At 61.6% G+C, this 16,495-nt stretch carries 14 protein-coding genes; 5 read left to right on the top strand and 9 right to left on the bottom strand.

From position 1 onward, the window contains the following. Positions 1 to 18: 18 nt before the first annotated feature. From BM275_RS07100 to BM275_RS07085, 4 genes are read right to left on the bottom strand one after another with little or no spacing between them, the layout of a single operon-like run. Positions 19 to 1,491 (bottom strand): efflux transporter outer membrane subunit, encoded by a 1,473-nt coding sequence (locus BM275_RS07100; RefSeq protein WP_090520232.1) that lies wholly within the window; start codon positions 1,489 to 1,491, stop codon positions 19 to 21. Further along, complete coding sequence (locus tag BM275_RS07095; RefSeq protein WP_090520230.1) at positions 1,488 to 2,387, bottom strand: efflux RND transporter periplasmic adaptor subunit; 900 nt, start codon at positions 2,385 to 2,387, stop codon at positions 1,488 to 1,490. The genes BM275_RS07100 and BM275_RS07095 overlap by 4 nt, the downstream gene beginning before the upstream one ends. Positions 2,388 to 2,390: 3 nt before the next feature. After that, positions 2,391 to 2,594 (bottom strand): DUF1656 domain-containing protein, encoded by a 204-nt coding sequence (locus tag BM275_RS07090; protein WP_090520228.1) that lies wholly within the window; start codon positions 2,592 to 2,594, stop codon positions 2,391 to 2,393. Then, the gene (locus BM275_RS07085; RefSeq protein WP_090520226.1) at positions 2,591 to 4,666 is read right to left on the bottom strand and encodes an FUSC family protein; all 2,076 of its coding nucleotides are present in this window, start codon (positions 4,664 to 4,666) and stop codon (positions 2,591 to 2,593) included. The genes BM275_RS07090 and BM275_RS07085 overlap by 4 nt, the downstream gene beginning before the upstream one ends. Before the next feature lie 163 nt (positions 4,667 to 4,829). On the opposite strand from BM275_RS07085, the gene BM275_RS07080 reads away from it, so the two are divergent. Both BM275_RS07080 and BM275_RS07075 read left to right on the top strand, forming a co-directional pair. Beyond that, on the top strand, positions 4,830 to 5,765 hold the full coding sequence (locus BM275_RS07080; protein ID WP_090520224.1) for a helix-turn-helix domain-containing protein: 936 nt from the start codon (positions 4,830 to 4,832) through the stop codon (positions 5,763 to 5,765). 239 nt (positions 5,766 to 6,004) lie between these two features. Further along, complete coding sequence (locus BM275_RS07075; RefSeq protein WP_048512741.1) at positions 6,005 to 6,391, top strand: diacylglycerol kinase; 387 nt, start codon at positions 6,005 to 6,007, stop codon at positions 6,389 to 6,391. 95 nt (positions 6,392 to 6,486) lie between these two features. Here the strand turns inward: BM275_RS07075 and BM275_RS07070 are convergent, their stop codons facing one another. From BM275_RS07070 to BM275_RS07060, 3 genes are all read right to left on the bottom strand, one after another. Next, positions 6,487 to 8,523 carry an LTA synthase family protein gene (locus tag BM275_RS07070; RefSeq protein ID WP_090520222.1) on the bottom strand — a complete coding sequence of 679 codons (2,037 nt, stop codon included), beginning with the start codon at positions 8,521 to 8,523 and terminating at the stop codon, positions 6,487 to 6,489. A 74-nt stretch (positions 8,524 to 8,597) separates the two neighbouring features. Beyond that, a complete protein-coding gene (locus BM275_RS07065) occupies positions 8,598 to 9,185 on the bottom strand; it encodes a hypothetical protein (protein ID WP_090520219.1) in 588 nt (195 codons plus the stop codon). Continuing rightward, positions 9,185 to 10,480 carry a sialidase family protein gene (locus BM275_RS07060; protein WP_208607447.1) on the bottom strand — a complete coding sequence of 432 codons (1,296 nt, stop codon included), beginning with the start codon at positions 10,478 to 10,480 and terminating at the stop codon, positions 9,185 to 9,187. The genes BM275_RS07065 and BM275_RS07060 overlap by 1 nt, the downstream gene beginning before the upstream one ends. A gap of 451 nt (positions 10,481 to 10,931) precedes the next feature. Between BM275_RS07060 and BM275_RS07055 the strand changes: the two genes are divergently transcribed. Beyond that, a complete protein-coding gene (locus tag BM275_RS07055) occupies positions 10,932 to 11,438 on the top strand; it encodes a copper chaperone PCu(A)C (RefSeq protein ID WP_023445397.1) in 507 nt (168 codons plus the stop codon). Between the two features lie 40 nt (positions 11,439 to 11,478). Here the strand turns inward: BM275_RS07055 and gorA are convergent, their stop codons facing one another. Further along, on the bottom strand, positions 11,479 to 12,837 hold the full coding sequence (gorA, locus tag BM275_RS07050) for a glutathione-disulfide reductase (protein ID WP_090520217.1): 1,359 nt from the start codon (positions 12,835 to 12,837) through the stop codon (positions 11,479 to 11,481). Positions 12,838 to 12,908: 71 nt separating this feature from the next. On the opposite strand from gorA, the gene BM275_RS07045 reads away from it, so the two are divergent. Beyond that, on the top strand, positions 12,909 to 13,331 hold the full coding sequence (locus tag BM275_RS07045) for a VOC family protein (RefSeq protein WP_090520215.1): 423 nt from the start codon (positions 12,909 to 12,911) through the stop codon (positions 13,329 to 13,331). Between the two features lie 46 nt (positions 13,332 to 13,377). On the opposite strand, the gene galU is transcribed toward BM275_RS07045, so the two are convergent. After that, positions 13,378 to 14,217 (bottom strand): UTP--glucose-1-phosphate uridylyltransferase GalU, encoded by an 840-nt coding sequence (galU, locus tag BM275_RS07040; protein WP_014820237.1) that lies wholly within the window; start codon positions 14,215 to 14,217, stop codon positions 13,378 to 13,380. A gap of 606 nt (positions 14,218 to 14,823) precedes the next feature. Between galU and BM275_RS07035 the strand changes: the two genes are divergently transcribed. Continuing rightward, entirely contained in the window at positions 14,824 to 16,446 is a 1,623-nt protein-coding gene (locus BM275_RS07035; protein ID WP_014820238.1) for a methyl-accepting chemotaxis protein, read from the top strand. Positions 16,447 to 16,495: the final 49 nt, after the last annotated feature.

Below are 16,495 nucleotides of genomic sequence, written 5' to 3'. Positions count from 1 at the left end.
GAGTAAGGCCTCTCTGGGTTATTGGCCAGGCACGCCCGGCGATGGATTTTCAGCGTGCGCCGATGCGGTTGGCGTGCCTTGCCATCCGCCGCCCAGCGCGAGGAACAGGTTCACCTGGTCTTGCGACAGTTGGGCTTGGGACGCCGCCAGGGCAGCTTCGGCCGTTGCGAGGGTGCGCTCGGCGTCGAGGCTGTCGAGATAGGCCAGTCGTCCTTCCTGGTACAACCGGCGCGTGTGGTCCGCGGCGTCTTGCGCGGCATCGCGCGCTTCGCGCAGCGCTTGGTCACGATGCAGGTCGTGAGCGTAGTGCGTGAGCAGGGTCTGGGTTTCCCGCAGTGCGTCGAGCACAACTCCGTCGAAGCGGGCGAGGGCGGCAGCGGCTCCGGCCTCGGTGGCGCGCATCCGCGCGTGATCGACCCGGGTCGGAAAATGCCAGCTGATCGACGGGCCGAATTCCCAGCGGCGGGTTACCGGATTACCGAGGTGTTCGAGCATTCCGGTGTAACCGGCCGCAGCGCCGAGACTGACCTGCGGATACATCATCGCCGTGGCGACGCCGATCTGTGCCGTAGCGGAGGCGAGTGCGCGCTCGGCCGCACGGATGTCCGGGCGGCGCTTGAGCAGGGCGGTGCCATCACCCAACGGAATCGCCTGGCGCAGCTGCGGTGCGTGACTGCAGGCGGTAACCGTTTCGGCAAGGGCTCCGGGCGTGCGGCCAAGCAGGGCGGCGAGCTGATACAACGCGGCCGCCTTCTTCGCTTCGAATGGCGGCAGCTCGGCGCGCAGAGCCTCCAGCTGGGCGTGGGCGCGAGATACATCGACTTCGTTGCCACGACCACCGTCGAACAGGCGCTCGGCGACATCCAGCTGTCGCAGCTGAATCGCCAGTGAATGCTCCGCTATCGTCAGCTCCTCACTGGCGTGACAGGCCGTCATGTAGCTGCGTACCACCCCGGCCACGGCAGTTATGCGGGCCGTGTCGAGCAGCGCGGCACTGGCGTCGGCATCGGCCCCCGCAGCTTCTGCGGCGCGATGCAGCTGACCGAACAGATCGAGCTGGTAACCAGCGCTGAGGCCGGCGTCGGCGAGGTTCATCACTGGAAGTTTTTCCTCCAGGGCGAGGGCTTCGCTGGACAGCTGGCCGCGTGCAACCGAGCCGTTGCCGCCGACCACGACCTCCTGCGCGTGGTGTGCCATCTGGAAGCCCTCATAGGCGCGACGCAGGTTGTGATACGCCTGGCGCACGTCGGCATTGCCGATCAGGGCTTCACTCACCAGCTGATCGAGCGTCGGGTCGTCATAAAGCTGCCACCAGTCGTCCGGCAGCGGCGCCTGTTCGACCCGTTCGTTGCCGGCCAGATCGAAGGGTTTCTGCGCAGCGGCCTGCAACGCCACGGCTTGGTCTGGCACGCGGTAGTCCGGGCCCGCCGCGCTGCATGCGGCGAGCAGCGCAGTCAGCGCGAACGGCAGTGCGTATGCCGCGCGACTCATTGGCTGACCGTGGCCGATGTGTCGCGCGACCACGGCAGCACGGACAGCGTCGCCGTACGGCCGACCACCAGGCGGATGTCGCTCTGCTGGCCGTCGTCCAGCACAACGCGAACCGGAATTCGCTGCGCCAGGCGCACCCAGTTGAAGCTTGGGTCGATATTGGGCAGCAGCGAGTTGCCGCGCACACGGTCGCGATCCTCGATGCCTGCGGCGATGCTCTGCACATGGCCACGCAGATGCTGCGCTTCGCCCATGATGTGGATGTCCACCGGCTGCCCGATCTCGATGGCGTGCAGCTTGGTTTCTTCGAAGTAGCCTTCGACGCGCAGTGAATCGGTATCGACGATCGACAGCACCGGTGTACCGGTTTTCACGTAATCGCCCACGCGCATCGTCTGGTCGCCGAGATAGCCATCCACCGGGCTGAGCACGGTGGTGCGTTCGAGATCCAGACGCGCCACGCCGAGGGCGGCCTCAGCCGTGGCCAGGGCGGCAGCGGCGCGCTTGACCTGGGTGTCGCCAATCTCGACGGTTTCCGCGGCGATCAGGTCTTTCAGCACCCGATTACGCCTGGCTTCGCGTTGCGCCTGGTCCAGCTGCGCGCGGCGTTCGAGCACTGTGGCGCGTGCTTCGTCGACCGCCAGTCCGAAGCGTGCCCGGTCGATCACGAACAGCACTTGGCCGCGGCTGACCTTCTGGTTGTCGCGCACGTGCAATTCGGTCACCAGCCCGGAAACATCCGGTGCGACCTGAATGATGTCGGCGTGCACGTGGCCGTCGCGGGTCCAGGGTGCCTCCATGTAGTAATCCCACAGGTGCAGGCTGACGACGACGGCGATGACAACCGCCAGCAACGTCAGCAGCACCGAGCCGGCGGCGGGTATCCATTTCTTCACGATTCACATCCGGGGAAGGAGATTGAACAGGGCCCCGAGCACGATGATGTACAGGGCGAGGTTGAACAGCGGCGGATGCCAGACCCAGCGGTAGAAGCCGGTACGCTGCAGCACGGTGGCGAGCAGGCTCTTGATACCGTAGGCGGCCAGCATGGCAACCGGCAGGACCGGCACATAGACGCCGTACACATCGAGGTGACCGGTCATGCGTGCGCTCCAGCGGGGGAAAGGCCGGCTTCGGGTGGCGGGCCTCCCGGTGCCGCACGCACGCTGGCCGATGCGTCGGCGAAAAGCGCCAGTCGCAAGCCGTGCACCACCTGCACCACCTGCGCCGCCTGGTGTGCGCTGGGCGAAGCATCGCGCTGCAGATCCAGCAATGCGGCCTCGAGGGCGTCGTGTAAGGGCTCCGGTGCCGGCAGTTGGCTACGCGCGGTGGCGCAGGCAAGGAAATGCGCGCGGATCATGCCCAGCACCGGCTCCAGCTTCTGCTCGATGGCGGGCGCCGGCCGCAGTTCACGCAGTTCCAGCAGGCGAAAACCGACGCGCAGCTCGCGCGTGGCGTCATTCAGCGCCAGGCGATCGTCATCCAGCTGAGCCAGGCGTGGCAGCAGCTGGGCGATACGGTCGATGAAACTCGAGGCATCATCGGCTTCGTTGCGCCAACGTCGCAGGTCTGCCAGCGCCGCCAGGCTCAGCCAGCCGCGGCGTACCAATCGCCGCGCAGCCCAGAGCGTACCGAACGGCCGGGTCAGGCGGGCCCAGACGAAGGCGAAGAGCACGCCCAGCGCAGTGGACAGTGCGATGTCGGCGAACAGCTGGAAATCGGCGCGGTAGCTGTCCTGAAGGGTGATGTTGGAGATCGTCTGCACCGCAATCACGATCACTGTCCCGGCGTGTTGCGGCCGACCGGCGAGGGTGCCGAGCAACAGCAGCGGCACGGCGAGCAGGATGGCCAGGCTGCCGAAATCGTGCACGTTGGGCATCAACGCGAAGAGGTAGACGCCGGCAGCCGTGGAGGAAATGAGCGTGGCGACCAGAAACGACTTGATGAACGGCGCCGGATTGTCCTGACTGGCGAAGAAGCAGCCTGCCACCGCGGCGATGAACACGCCGCTATAGCCGTGCTCCCAACCGGAAACGAACCACAGCATGCTCAGGCAGAACACCGACAACGCTATCGAAGCCGCGGTGAATGCCAGTAGGCCGTAGTCATAGTGGCGTGGCCCGCCGACCAGTTGCTGTACGTGATAGCGCAGCGTCGGTGCCGCCTCGGGATGGCCCTCATGGAACTGCTGGTAAAGGTCGAGGCAGTCCTGCCACAGGTCGATCAACGCGCGCAGCTGGCGCAGGCCACTGTCGATCGCCAGAGCATGCGCCGGATGGCTGTCGCCCAGCCTGGCTGCCAGCTGCAGGCTGCGTTCGCGCAAATGATCGCCGTGCCCAGCCTCGGCATCGGACTGAATCCAGCGATCCACCTCCTGCAGGTAATCCACCAGTTCCGGCAGCAAGCCCTGTAGCTCGGTTTGAAGCCGGTGTAGCGAGTCCGCGGTGGAGATCAGCTGCGGCATCAACATCGCCATGCGCGCGCGAAATTCGCGAGCATGGACCGTGGAGAGATGACTGCTGCTGTCGTGGCTCAGATGGCTGATCATTGCGTCCAACCCCATCACATCCACCAGCAGCGCATTCAGCGCACGTTGGTCGGCTTCGCCCAGGTGCTGGGTATTGAGCATCCGGCTGACGGCACCGCGCCCATCACGCAACAGCAGGTGCATCTTCGCCGCGAGGGTCGGCGCGATGCGGCTGGGAAACAGCACGGCGTTCACCACGCTGGCGCAGACGATACCGAGCAGAATTTCCTCGGAACGCGCTAGGGCGACATCGAAGATGGTCGCTGGGTGATTGACCTCGGCGAGACTGATCAGCGGCACCGTATAGGCGGCGAGTAGAAAGATGTAGCTGCGTGGCGAGCGGTCCAGCAATGAGAGAAAGAGCAGGGCGCCAATCCACAGCGAGATCGCCAGGCTCAGCATCACCGGTTGCTGAGCGAACGTTGGCAGAAGCACGACCGATGCGGCTGCACCGAGCAGCGTGCCCAGCGCGCGATAGATCGCCTTCGAACGTGTCGCCCCGGACAACGGATGCGACACGACGTAAACCGAGGCCATGGCCCAGTAAGGGTTTTCCAGCGGTATCGCCAGAGCGATGTACAGCGCAAGCAAGGCGGCAATCAGCGCCTTGGCCGAAAACAGCCATTCGCGCCAGGTTGGCATATTCATAGAGTTCGTTTTTGGGGCGCGGGCCAGAGGCGGGAGAGGGCGCGGCCGTCACGCTGCAACACAGATGGTTACATTTAACGTCAAAGACGTATGACAGACTGAACAACCACTAGGACGATTAGTGCATTTTTCGCGCCGGATACCGGCACCACGGCAGAAATTCATGAGCAAACGCATTCCCAACTACGCCTTGTACGGCCAGGCTGCATTGCCCGTATGGCAGGACCTGTTGCATCTGGAATGGATCAACGAACGCGGCGACATGCATCAGCGCGAAATCAAGCCGCACCAGCATGACTCACTGTTGCAGATCGTCTATGTACGAAGTGGCGAGGGCGAAGTTTCCCTGGAGAACAGCCGAATGGGCTTCCGTGCGCCGTGCCTGATCCTGCTGCCGCAGCGCACCGTGCATGCCTTTCGCTACAGCCCCGAAACCGACGGGCCGGTCATCACGGCAGCACAGCGACCGCTGGAGTCGATGGCGCGGATTTTGTCCAGTGAACTGCTGGCCTTGATGCAACGTCCGGCAGTGGTGCCGCTGCCGTGGGATGCAGACGGCGAAGAGCCGATATGGCCGCTGATCCAGCTGATCCAGGCGGAAGCGCACAGTCAGGAACGCGGCAATGTCGCCGCGGGGCACGCATTGTTGCTCGCGTTACTCGTACATGTCGTCCGGCTGGAACAGCCAGTGCCGAGCGGTCGCCCAGCCAATAGCAGGCGGTCCCAGCTGCTGATTCAGTTTCGCGAGTTGGTCGACACGCATTTCAGACAGCATTGGCCGCTTGGTCTGTACGCCGAAGCGCTGGGAATCACTCCAGCCACACTGGGCCGAGCCACCCGCGAAGGTCTGGGGGAATCACCGACTGCGATCATCAACGAGCGAGTCGTTCGCGAAGCACAACGTCAGCTGGCGTATACCACGCTCGACATCCAGCAGATCGCCCGCGACCTGGGGTTCGACGACGCGGCATACTTCAGCCGTTTCTTTCGCAAGCAGACCGGACTCAAACCCAGCGAATTTCGCTCGGCGTTTCGAAATGCGGGAACTAATCAGCCGAACAGCCAGCATGCGCAGGCAGAGGATTCACTTGAGAGCTGAAGTGCTTTGGAGATATTGAGGCGAAAAGCTGGAGGTGATCTGGTGGTGGGTAACGCCTAAGGCGTAAGTCGTATTTCGCATAATCTATATTATGTTAAATTACGTTTGTGATAATGGCTGTGCGTTGCCATCGCCACCTTTAGGTCCATTCCCTCTCTGGTATTCGTTTAGCCACGATCAGCACGCGCTCGCTGCCGCGGGATGCTTATACTCGCCACAATTCTGCCAGGAAGTTGAACATGAGCAGCATCGAAGAACTCAACGCGCAATCGCTCAAGGGGCACTCAGGTCTCAGGCGAATCCTGAGGGCGCTGGGATACTCCATTGCAGGTATCCGTGCTGCGATCGTCGGCGAAGCTGCCTTCAGACAGCTGCTTCTACTCAACGCTGTCCTGATACCACTGGCGTTCACGCTCGACGTCAGCCGAATCGAACGCTTGTTACTAGTGATCGTGCCGTTGTTGACACTGGTGGTCGAGCTCGTCAATTCGGCGATAGAGGCAGCAATCGACCGAATCTCGCTCGAACTTCACCCGCTTTCCAAGAACGCCAAGGACATGGGCAGCGCGGCGCAACTACTGTCGCTGGTGATGGTAGCGGTTACCTGGGTGATGATTCTCTATTGAGCCTGGCGCTGTAACTTCACGCTCATGTTCGCCCGATCTGCCCAGCCGCGCGCTGTGTCAGACAGCTCGCGGATAGGCAGTCACCGCCCTGGAACTCAGTCCTTCCTGACGTTCTGATAGAGCATCAGGCGCGATGCCTCGTGCAGTCCCCGTGTCAGGGCGACAAGTCGCTGGAATTCCTCGGGATACCGGTCGGCTACGTCGACCAGAGGCTCCGGTGATGCAATTTCGTGCAGGGACGGCTGGCTGCCGTCGTGCTGCATCTGCAGAAGAAAGTCCTTGGTCACGCCACCAATCAGCGGGAACGTGCCTTCGCGGAGCACGAGTGGAACCACGCGCTCCCCCTCAGGAGCCGACTGCTGGATGTCGCGTCCCATCGCACCGTTGCGAAACTCCATGCCGGCCATGCCCAGTACGGTCGGTAGCAGATCGGCCAGACCCACGGCCTCTTCGATCACTCGTGGCTCCAGCAGCTTGGGCGCATGGATCAACAACGGAACGTTATTGCTCTCGAGCCCCAGCTTTTCGTATGCCGGCAGCATGTGCGGAATCTGAGCGATGCGCGTGTTGTGGTCGCCAAACATGACGAAGATGGTGTTGTCGTACCAGCCGCCTTCCTTCGCAATCTCCATCAGGCGGCCGATGTTGAAATCCAGAAGGCGGACCGCGTTGTACTGCGCCACGCTGCGGGAACCGGCGCCCTGCACCTTTTCCAAAGGCAGATCGAGGGCTTCGAAGCCGTCGTTCTGCTTGGGTATGGTGAACGGACGATGGTTGCCCGCCGTCTGGATATAGGCAAAGAAGGGCTTGCCCTCCCCCTGCTCTCGCAGCAGCCGGTCACTTTCCTTGAACAGGTCCAGGTCGGATATTCCCCACACATCCACCATCGGAGAGTTCCAGTGGCGCTCCTCATATAGCTGGATGTCGTCGATGCTCTGGCGGATCAGGGCATTCATATTGGCCCAGCCGGAATTGCCGCCAATCATGTAGTACTTGTCGTAGCCCTGCAGCGCGTTGACGAGGCTGTGTTGACGGGTGATCAGCGGATTGCGCGTCGCGGTTTCCTGCCGGGAAACGTCTGGTACGCCGGATATGCTCGCCCAAACGGTCTTCGCGGTGCCGGTCACGGGAACGTAGAAGTTCTTGAAGAACCAGCTCTGCTTGGCCAGCCGATCGATATTGGGAGTTGGATTGAGCGGATTGCCGTAGGCGCCCACCGCGGTGGTTCCCAGGGATTCGAGCATGACGAAGACGACATTCGGCCGCTTTCCATCAATCGCATAGGGCTGAACGCCCTGCTCCCGGCTGAAATTAAGCGTTTTCGCATCAGGCTGGTCGACGCCTAGGTAACGGCTGACGACATCGTAATGGGCCTCGACCTGTTCCCGGTCATACGGCTGATTGGGCACCTTCAGCGTGTCGTAGAGGAAGATCACCGGATTCAGGCCAAGGGCTGCGATCTGGTTGTCGCCCGAGAAGAACGCATCACTCCAGCGCAGCGGCACCGGGTTTTCCAGGTTGATATTGTCGAAACGCCCGAGGATGGCGATGAAGACAGCCACCACCATCAGCGCACTACCCCAGATCAGTGAAAGCCGGCTGATTCGCTTTGCCGGACGATCCAGCGTGACCCGCTCGAAGCGCAGCAGCAGCCACCACACCAGAGCGGTTGCCGCCGCCCAGCCAACGCTGATCCAGACCACTGGATAGGTTTGCCAGACCATATCGGTGGATATCTGCGCGTCCTCCAGAAAGCGCAACACGGTGGCATTGATGCGCACCCCGAGATAGGCGTAGTGGCCAAAATCGATGATGTAGACCAGCAGCACTGCACCAAGCGCCAGTGCCAGATAGAGCCGCGCCACCCAGCGAAGGACGCGGGAGCGCGTCAGGTTCCAGACCGGCAGCCACGCCAACAGCGCGATCGGCAACATCAACAGGATCGCCAGGCGAAGATCGAAACGCAGGCCGATTCCGAGCGTTTCGGGTACGGCTTCGACCGTGCCGAGCGTGCTGGGCGCCAGTCCGGAAAAACCGACGAAGAAAATCCCGCGTAATGCTGCGAGCGCAATGAACAGAATCCCGACTGCACCGAACCAGTAATGCAGGCGCCGCGACTGAAGCCAACCCATTGTCCCAACCTCGAATCTATCGAATCGTCAAATAGCGCAGCCGAGCCATCACAGGTCAGCTGGAGTAATTTTCGTCACGCGGGCATTGGCTTGCGCACGAGTGCCTTGCAGGCATAGACGAGCAACGCCCCGCAGCTGAACAAGGCGATGAAGGGGTCTAGCAGATAGTCCCAGTAATTGGGCGACGGCTTGATCCCCAGGCTGAACGCCAAGGTGGCAAGGCCGAGCATGGAAGCGCCCAGCCAGTTCTTGAGCAGCAGCAATCCCAGGGCAAGCACGCCCACCACCACGATCAGCGGGCGGGGGGCGTAACCGAGCTGATAGGGGTCCAGATAGGACAGGCCCATCGTTGCCGGGTAGAGAAAAAGCGCCAGCCCCGCCATCGCGATCAACAATTGCACGCGCGCGTTCTGCGGCGGCATCGCCATCAGTCCCAAGCGCACTGCCGCGAAAAATGCCAGCGCCACCAGCGTCGTGATGGCCACGTCATCAGTGAAGCTGCGCATGTAGGCGGCCAGTGACAGACCGTCCACAGGAATGAAGCTGATCCCCAGCAGGAGGAAAAGGCGAAGCCCTTGAACCCCTCGGCCGAAGCCAAATCCAGGCGTGACGATGAAAGCGAGTAACCCGAAGGTCAGATGCGCTTGCCAGAGTTCAGGCATCAGAGCTGCTCCAGTAGCCAGGCATCATTGAAGCTGACGTGTTTGATGAATGTGTTGTTCCAGGAATAGACCAGGTGGTAGAGACCGTCGGCGCTCCTGATGAAGTAGGGATACTCGTACTCGAAATCGCAGCCGTGGGTCTTGCAGACGCGCTTATCCAGGTTTGTCAGAAACTCGTCTACCAGCGATAGCCGCCGCGGCCCGCTGGAAAGGCGAAACTTGTCGCCGATGATTTCCCGATATACCTCCGGGGTGAACGGGTTGCCCTCCGGGTCAGGCGATTCGTCCAGGTCAATCACCGGCTTCCAGAGATCGAGGCTCGAGTCGGTTTCCATCAGGCGAAGACGGAAACGTCCGTCCTCCAGATCATTCAGGGCAACCAACAGGCCATGATTGGGCGTGGCCACCGCCGCGAGCGCGGAATTGGGGTTGGCCGGGTCGATCGGATAAGGCTTGCTCCAGGTTCTGCCGGCATCCGCGGTGCGGCTTGCAAGCACGCGATGATGGCTGGCACCTGCATAGCGCAGCATGGCAACGGCATGTTGCTCGTCCATCGGCACCACTGTTGGTTGCAGTGAATCGTTGCCTTTGCTGATTCGACTTTTACCGGTCACCTCGCCGTTCGGGCTGATGTACAGATACTCGGCGAACTTGCCGAGGAACTCGTGGTAGACGGGCAGCCCTATGGTGCCGTCCTGATGGAATACCGGGGCATTGCGCACCAGTGTGCTGATGTTCAAGAAGGGGGTGGTGATCAGCTGCCTGGGAGTCGACCAGGTTTTTCCCAGATCATCCGAATACATGGCGTTGATGGCGCTTCCGGCCCAGCCACCGATCGATACCGACACATAGAACAGCCACAGCCTGTTGTCGGGAGCCAGCGCAATGACCGGATTGCCGAGCTTGCGTATGTGCTTCTGGGTCGCCTTCTGAGTCGACTCGCGAGTTGCCAGGACCAGTTCCTCGCCCCACTCCGCCGCAATCGCGTCGAATCGCGCGCCGCGCACCTGAACATCCGCAGCCCCTTCGCGTGAACCGGCAAACCATACGGCCATCAGGCCACCATCCGGCAAGGAGGTCACCGAGGAGGCATGCACAAATTCGTCGAGATCGGAGGATGCGAAGCGGGTGCTGTAAAACGGTCCCTTGCTAGCGAGCGGCAGAGCATGAGAATTGGCTACAGCGAACCCGGAAACCGCTCGTTCAGGATGAAGCCACCAGGCGGAAGTGAAAATAGCTGCAAGGGCGATGACAGACAGGCAGGTGGGAAGAAATCCGAACTTTCCAGAACTCATATAAATCATGTCCGTATAAACACATGACGCGTCCTGCGCTTTGCAAGGAAACGGCAAGCTCGTATGCCCCAAAAACCGTCGGGGCGTGAAAAAGAAAGTGTATTGATCGGTTGCCCTGACTTCTGATGGCCGGGAGTACCGAGCTTGTTTGAGCGGCCGCCGATCATGACCGAGCACCAGGGTCGGAGCAATCACTTGGTGGAGGAAGCCGATCAGCCGCGCTTGATAAACGCGTCGTTCGTAAAAAGTCAGGTGCTACAGAAATCCTCGATGGCTGCAAGTGCAGGCGTCGCAATATAGTGTCACAAACACACCTGTGGCAAATTGCTGCACCCTCCTCTCCATCGCGCGGCACGCAGGCCATGGCCGACCGATAAGTTGACTACCCAGACGTACCGCTGCAGGGCCAGCGGCGTAATATGGCGCATCTCTACAGAACGGGAGTTCTCTCATGCTGCTTCGCTTACTGGCCGCTGGTACTTTTGCGGCACTCTGCTTGCCTGCCCTTGCGCAGGAGCACCACCACGACCATCAGGCTTCGACACAAGCGGCCACCAGCGAGTTGGCTGTCAGCCAGGCGTGGTCGCGGGCGATGCCGCCCAGCGCTCCGACTGGCGCGGTGTACTTCATACTGGAAAATCGTGGTCAGCAGCCACAGCGCCTGATCGGCGCGCAGACCTCACGTGCCGAAAAGACCGAGCTGCACACCCATGTGCATCAGGGCGACATGATGAAGATGCAGCAGGTCGAGGCGGTCGACGTGCCCGCAGCTGGCAAGGTGGAGTTCAAGCCGGGTGGCAATCACGTGATGCTGTTCGGGCTCAAGCAGCCGCTGGTGGCTGGGGAGAGCTTCCCGGTGACACTGCAATTCGAGGACGGCGGCGAGATCACCACCGAGGTGAGCATCGAGGTAGACGCCCCGGCTGCCGGGGGTGCTGCGCCAGGGCATCATCACTGAGTGATCTGGCGCGCCGCCGCAGGCGGCCGCCAGCATGCTTTCAGATCGCCGCCGGCGTGCGCATGGTGACGAACTCTTCGGCGGCCGTCGGGTGGATGCCCAGCGTGTCGTCGAACACCTGCTTGGTGGCCCCGGCCTTCAGCGCCACGCCCAGCCCCTGCATGATCTCGCCGGCATCCGGTCCCGCCATATGACAGCCGAGCACACGGTCGGTCTCAGCATCCACCACCAGCTTCATCAGGCTCCGCTCGAGGCTATCGGTCATGGTCAGCTTCATCGGCCGAAAACGACTTTCGAAGATCGTTACGTTGTAGCCCTGCTCGCGCGCCTCCTCCTCGGTCAGCCCGACAGTTGCCATGTTCGGCAGACTGAACACCGCGGTTGGGATGGTCGTGTAATCGACCTTGCGATACTGCTCGGGCTTGAATAGCCGCCGCGCCACGGCCATGCCCTCAGCCAGTGCGACGGGTGTCAACTGCACGCGACCGATAACATCGCCGATCGCCAGGATCGAAGACACCGACGTGCGGTATTCATCGTCGACAGCGATGAAGCCTCGGGCATCCAGCGCTACCCCGGCCTGGTCCAGCCCTAGGTTGTCCAGCATCGGGCGACGGCCCGTCGCGTAAAAGATGCAGTCTGCTTCCAGCGTTCGACCGTCTTCCAGCGTGGCGAGCAGGCTACCGTCAGCCTGTTTGTCGATATGCACGATGTCGGCATTGAACTGCAGATCCACGCCCTTCTTGATCATCTCGTCCTTCAGGTGGTCGCGAAGCGATCCGTCGAAACCACGTAGGAACAGCTCACCGCGATAGAGCAGCTTGGTATCGGCACCGCAGCCATGGAAGATCGAGGCAAATTCGACGGCGATATAGCCACCACCGACCACCAGCACACGTCGCGGCAAGGATTCGAGGTAGAAAGCTTCATTGGACGTGATGGCGTGCTCACGCCCCGGAATCGCCGGCACGTGGGGCCAGCCGCCGGTAGCGATCAGGATGTGCTCGGCCGTGTACTGCTTGCCCTCGACTTCGACGGTATGGGCATCGACCAGGCGCGCATGCGCTTGCAGCAGGGTCACGCCGCTATCTACCAGGATGCTGCGGTAGATGCCGTTCAGTCGCTGGATTTCCCGGTTCTTGTTGGCAATCAGGGTCTTCCAGTCGAAGGTCGCGCCGTCGATGGTCCAGCCGTAGCCCTGTGCCTGGCCAATGTCTTCGGCGTAATGCGCGCCGTAGACCAGTAGCTTCTTCGGCACACAACCGACGTTGACACAGGTACCGCCCAGGTAACGGCTTTCCGCAACCGCCACCTTCGCGCCGAAACCTGCAGCGAAGCGCGCCGCACGCACGCCACCGGAACCTGCACCGATGACGAATAGATCGAAGTCGTAAGCCATGTAATGTTGTCTCCTTCTGTAGCGAACAGCATAACCCAGGCTTTCGGCCTGAATCACCGAAGAAGTGCCGCATGCGCCCTACCCTCACCCACCTGGCTCTGCACGTGCCCGATCTGGACACCTGTATCGCGTTCTATGAGCGCTTCTGCGGCATGCACGTGTTTCACGAGCGCCCCGGAAAGGGCTCACGCATCGTCTGGATGGCGGAGCCTGGAAAAGAGCGCGAGTTCATCTTCGTGATGATGCCGGGCGGCAAGGATCGATCACTGGCGATGGACGACTACAGCCATTTCGGCTTCGCGCTGGCCAGTCGAGAGGAAGTGGATGCGGTTGCCGACCTGGCGCGCAGGGAAGGCTGTCTGATATGGGAGCCGCGCGACGAACCCTATCCGGTGGGCTACTACTGCGGTTTGCGCGATCCTGCGGGCAACTATGTCGAATTCAGCTACGGGCAGCCGCTTGGACCGGGTGCCGAGGATATGCCGGAGCCTTGAAGCAGGCCCGGAAGTGACTGGGCCACCCTTAGGTGGCCCAATTGCTTCAGAACGCCTTGCCGGTCAGGTAGAAGTGCTCGTAGCAGAAGTTGGTCGCCGCGATGTAGCCCTCGGCGCTACCGCAGTCGAAGCGCTGGCCCTTGAACTTGTACGCCAGCACGCAACCATCCTGAGCCTGGCGCATCAGCGCGTCGGTGATCTGAATCTCACCGCCCTTGCCCGGCTCGGTCTGCTCGATCAGATCGAAGATGTCCGGAGTCAGGATGTAGCGACCGATGATCGCCATGTTGGACGGCGCATCTTCCGGCTTGGGCTTCTCGACCATGTGGCTGACGCGGTAGATATCGTCGCGGATCATCTCGCCGGCGATCACACCGTATTTGCTGGTCTCTTCCGGCGGCACTTCCTGAATGGCAACGATCGAGCAGCGGAACTGGTTGTAGAGCTTGACCATCTGCGCCAGGACCGGATCGCCATTGAGGTTGATGCAAAGGTCGTCAGCCAGGACCACGGCGAACGGCTCATCGCCGATCAGCGGGCGGCCGCTGAGAATCGCATGCCCCAAGCCCTTCATCTCCACCTGGCGGGTGTAGGAGAAGCTGCATTCGTCGATCAGGCGGCGAATACCGACCAGGTACTTTTCCTTGTCGGTGTTGCGGATCTGGTGCTCCAGCTCGTAGCTGATGTCGAAATGGTCTTCCAGCGAGCGCTTGCCACGCCCGGTGACGATCGCGATCTGGTTCAGCCCCGCCGCCAGCGCCTCTTCAACCCCGTACTGAATCAGGGGCTTGTTCACCACCGGCAGCATTTCCTTGGGCATGGCTTTGGTTGCAGGAAGAAAACGGGTGCCATATCCGGCAGCGGGAAAAAGGCATTTCTTGATCATGTGAGTCCTTGAAATAAAGGTTCCAGTCGATGCACTGCCATCGAGAACAGCAGCTGCCTTGCGGTGTTGCCCGGCCATGCCGGCGTAGAGCCTACGACCATCGTTTTGCAGCGGGGTTCGCAGCGACATTCACGCTCGATGCAGATTATGTGCCTGCCTCTCGGAGGCACTGGTTTCGCTGCTCCGGCGGGTCGCCACGCTAATGGCGGTCGGGGCGCTCTGTAAAGCCATCTGTCGGTGTTTTTTCACCGTGCCAGTGAGACCGAATAACCGGACGCGCAACCGCGAATACCCATAGCCAATGATCATTACACCTTGGTCGCACCTTGCACCGAAAGAGAGCCGGTCGACCCATGACCTGAGTCAGGGAAATGTGCAATTGCACTGTTGTCGGTCGCCCGAAGCACTTCTCTCGAGCCGAAAAGCAATACCATAGCGCCGCCCAATAATGGCGCATGGCTATCACCTGCGGTTGGTTTCAAGAATACGCACAGCACGCCGATATCAGCAGGTGACTGCCTGCTCAATGCTGCGTCGCAAGTATCGGCAGCGCAGCAGTGCTGCAATGGCAGCTGACCCCGCGTGGCAGTAGTACTAAGGAAAACCATGAACAACAGCTCCGCCTCCCGACAAATGTCCGTGCAGACAAAGATCAACCTGGCCCTGGTGCTGGTCCTGGTGGCGATCATGTCTGCCTCGTTGTTCTTCTCTGCCAGTACGGAGAAGCGGCTCGTGCTCCAGGTTGTGGAGCAGCAGACCAAGGATGCCGCCGACTCCTATTTCGATAGCATCAACACCATGATGCTGACCGGCACCATGGCTCAGCGAGAGGTGCTGCGGAACAAGATCCTCGCGCGCCCAGGCGTTATCGATGCGCGCATCATCCGCGGGGAAGAAGTCACCAAGGTGTTCGGCCCTGGCTATGACCACCAGGCCCCTGCCGACGCGCTGGATCGCCGCGCGCTGAGCGGCGAGGCGATCATCGAGGTCAACAAGCAGAACGGTGGCCGTGTGCTGACCGTCATCAACCCCATCCTGGCCCACGCGGACTACCGCGGTACCAACTGCCTGACCTGCCACCAGGTTGGCGAGAACACGGTAATGGGCGCTGTGCGCATCAGCTATGACCTCAAGGCGCTGGACCAGGAAGTCGACCGCAACATCATGATCAGCGGCGGGATTCAGTTGCTGCTGCTGTTCATCGGCGTGGTGGTCATGTGCCTGACCGTGCGTCACGTCATCATCCGCCGCATCACTGCCATGCGCCACACCATGAATACCATGGCCGAAGACGAAGACCTCAGCCTTAGCGTCGAGGTGGGTGCGAAGGATGAAATCGGCGCGATGGGCGATGCCTTCAACCGAATGATCGGCAAGTTCCGCCATAGCCTGGAGGCCGTCGCGGGAGTTACCCATCAGCTCAGTGATGTCTCCGAGCGGGTATCTCATGTTGCAGAGAAGACCCTGGCTGCCGTCAACGAGCAGCGCAGCGAGACCGACATGGTCGCCTCGGCGATGAACGAGATGAGCGCGACCGTGCAGGAAGTGGCACGCAATGCCAGCCAGACCGCCACGGCATCGACCGGCGCCGACAACGAGTCAAAAGCCGGCGTGAAGGTCGCCACCGAGGCATTGGACGGTATCGAAGTGCTGATCGCCGAGATCGAGAAAGCCGCCCAGGTCATCCAGCGGGTCGAGAGCGACAGCGCCAGCATCGACATGGTGCTCGGCGTGATCAACGGCATCGCCGAGCAGACCAACCTGCTGGCGCTGAACGCAGCCATCGAAGCGGCACGCGCCGGCGAACAGGGCCGCGGCTTTGCGGTGGTGGCCGATGAGGTACGTACCCTGGCTTCGCGCACGCAGAAATCCACCGAAGAAATCCAGGCCATGATCGAACAGCTGCAAAGCGGCGTTCGCAATGCGGTGCAGGCCATGAGCGAAGCACAATTGCGTGCCCGGTCGGGTTCGCAATGCGTCGAGAAGGCTGCCCAGAGTCTCGCCGTGATCGCCGACGAAGTCGGCACCATCAACGAGATGAACACCCAGATCGCAACGGCTGCCGAACAGCAGAGTGCGGTTGCCGAAGAGATCAATCGCAACATCACGACCATCAGCCGTATTGCGGACACCACTTCGGCTGACGCATCCCAGACCTCGCAGATCAGCGACGAGCTGGTGCGTCTGGCAACCGAGCTGAACCGTCTGGTCGGCCAGTTCAAGCTCTGACCACTGCGGCGCGGCCTTCCCGGCCGCGCCCGGTACGCATTTCGAATCG

The organism is Stutzerimonas kunmingensis, from assembly GCF_900114065.1.
Lineage (GTDB): Bacteria > Pseudomonadota > Gammaproteobacteria > Pseudomonadales > Pseudomonadaceae > Stutzerimonas > Stutzerimonas kunmingensis.
The sequence above is the reverse complement of the archived record's forward strand: the minus strand, read 5'-3'. Positions and strand labels throughout refer to the sequence as shown.

Coding starts and splice junctions, on each gene's coding strand:
- BM275_RS07090 (WP_090520228.1), bottom strand. CDS start 2,594: ATGACCGGTCACCTCGATGTGTACGGCGTCTATGTGCCGGTCCTGCCG.
- BM275_RS07035 (WP_014820238.1), top strand. CDS start 14,824: ATGAACAACAGCTCCGCCTCCCGACAAATGTCCGTGCAGACAAAGATC.
- BM275_RS07055 (WP_023445397.1), top strand. CDS start 10,932: ATGCTGCTTCGCTTACTGGCCGCTGGTACTTTTGCGGCACTCTGCTTG.
- BM275_RS07100 (WP_090520232.1), bottom strand. CDS start 1,491: ATGAGTCGCGCGGCATACGCACTGCCGTTCGCGCTGACTGCGCTGCTC.
- BM275_RS07075 (WP_048512741.1), top strand. CDS start 6,005: ATGAGCAGCATCGAAGAACTCAACGCGCAATCGCTCAAGGGGCACTCA.
- BM275_RS07070 (WP_090520222.1), bottom strand. CDS start 8,523: ATGGGTTGGCTTCAGTCGCGGCGCCTGCATTACTGGTTCGGTGCAGTC.
- BM275_RS07085 (WP_090520226.1), bottom strand. CDS start 4,666: ATGAATATGCCAACCTGGCGCGAATGGCTGTTTTCGGCCAAGGCGCTG.
- BM275_RS07080 (WP_090520224.1), top strand. CDS start 4,830: ATGAGCAAACGCATTCCCAACTACGCCTTGTACGGCCAGGCTGCATTG.
- BM275_RS07065 (WP_090520219.1), bottom strand. CDS start 9,185: ATGCCTGAACTCTGGCAAGCGCATCTGACCTTCGGGTTACTCGCTTTC.
- gorA (WP_090520217.1), bottom strand. CDS start 12,837: ATGGCTTACGACTTCGATCTATTCGTCATCGGTGCAGGTTCCGGTGGC.
- BM275_RS07045 (WP_090520215.1), top strand. CDS start 12,909: ATGCGCCCTACCCTCACCCACCTGGCTCTGCACGTGCCCGATCTGGAC.
- BM275_RS07060 (WP_208607447.1), bottom strand. CDS start 10,480: ATGAGTTCTGGAAAGTTCGGATTTCTTCCCACCTGCCTGTCTGTCATC.
- galU (WP_014820237.1), bottom strand. CDS start 14,217: ATGATCAAGAAATGCCTTTTTCCCGCTGCCGGATATGGCACCCGTTTT.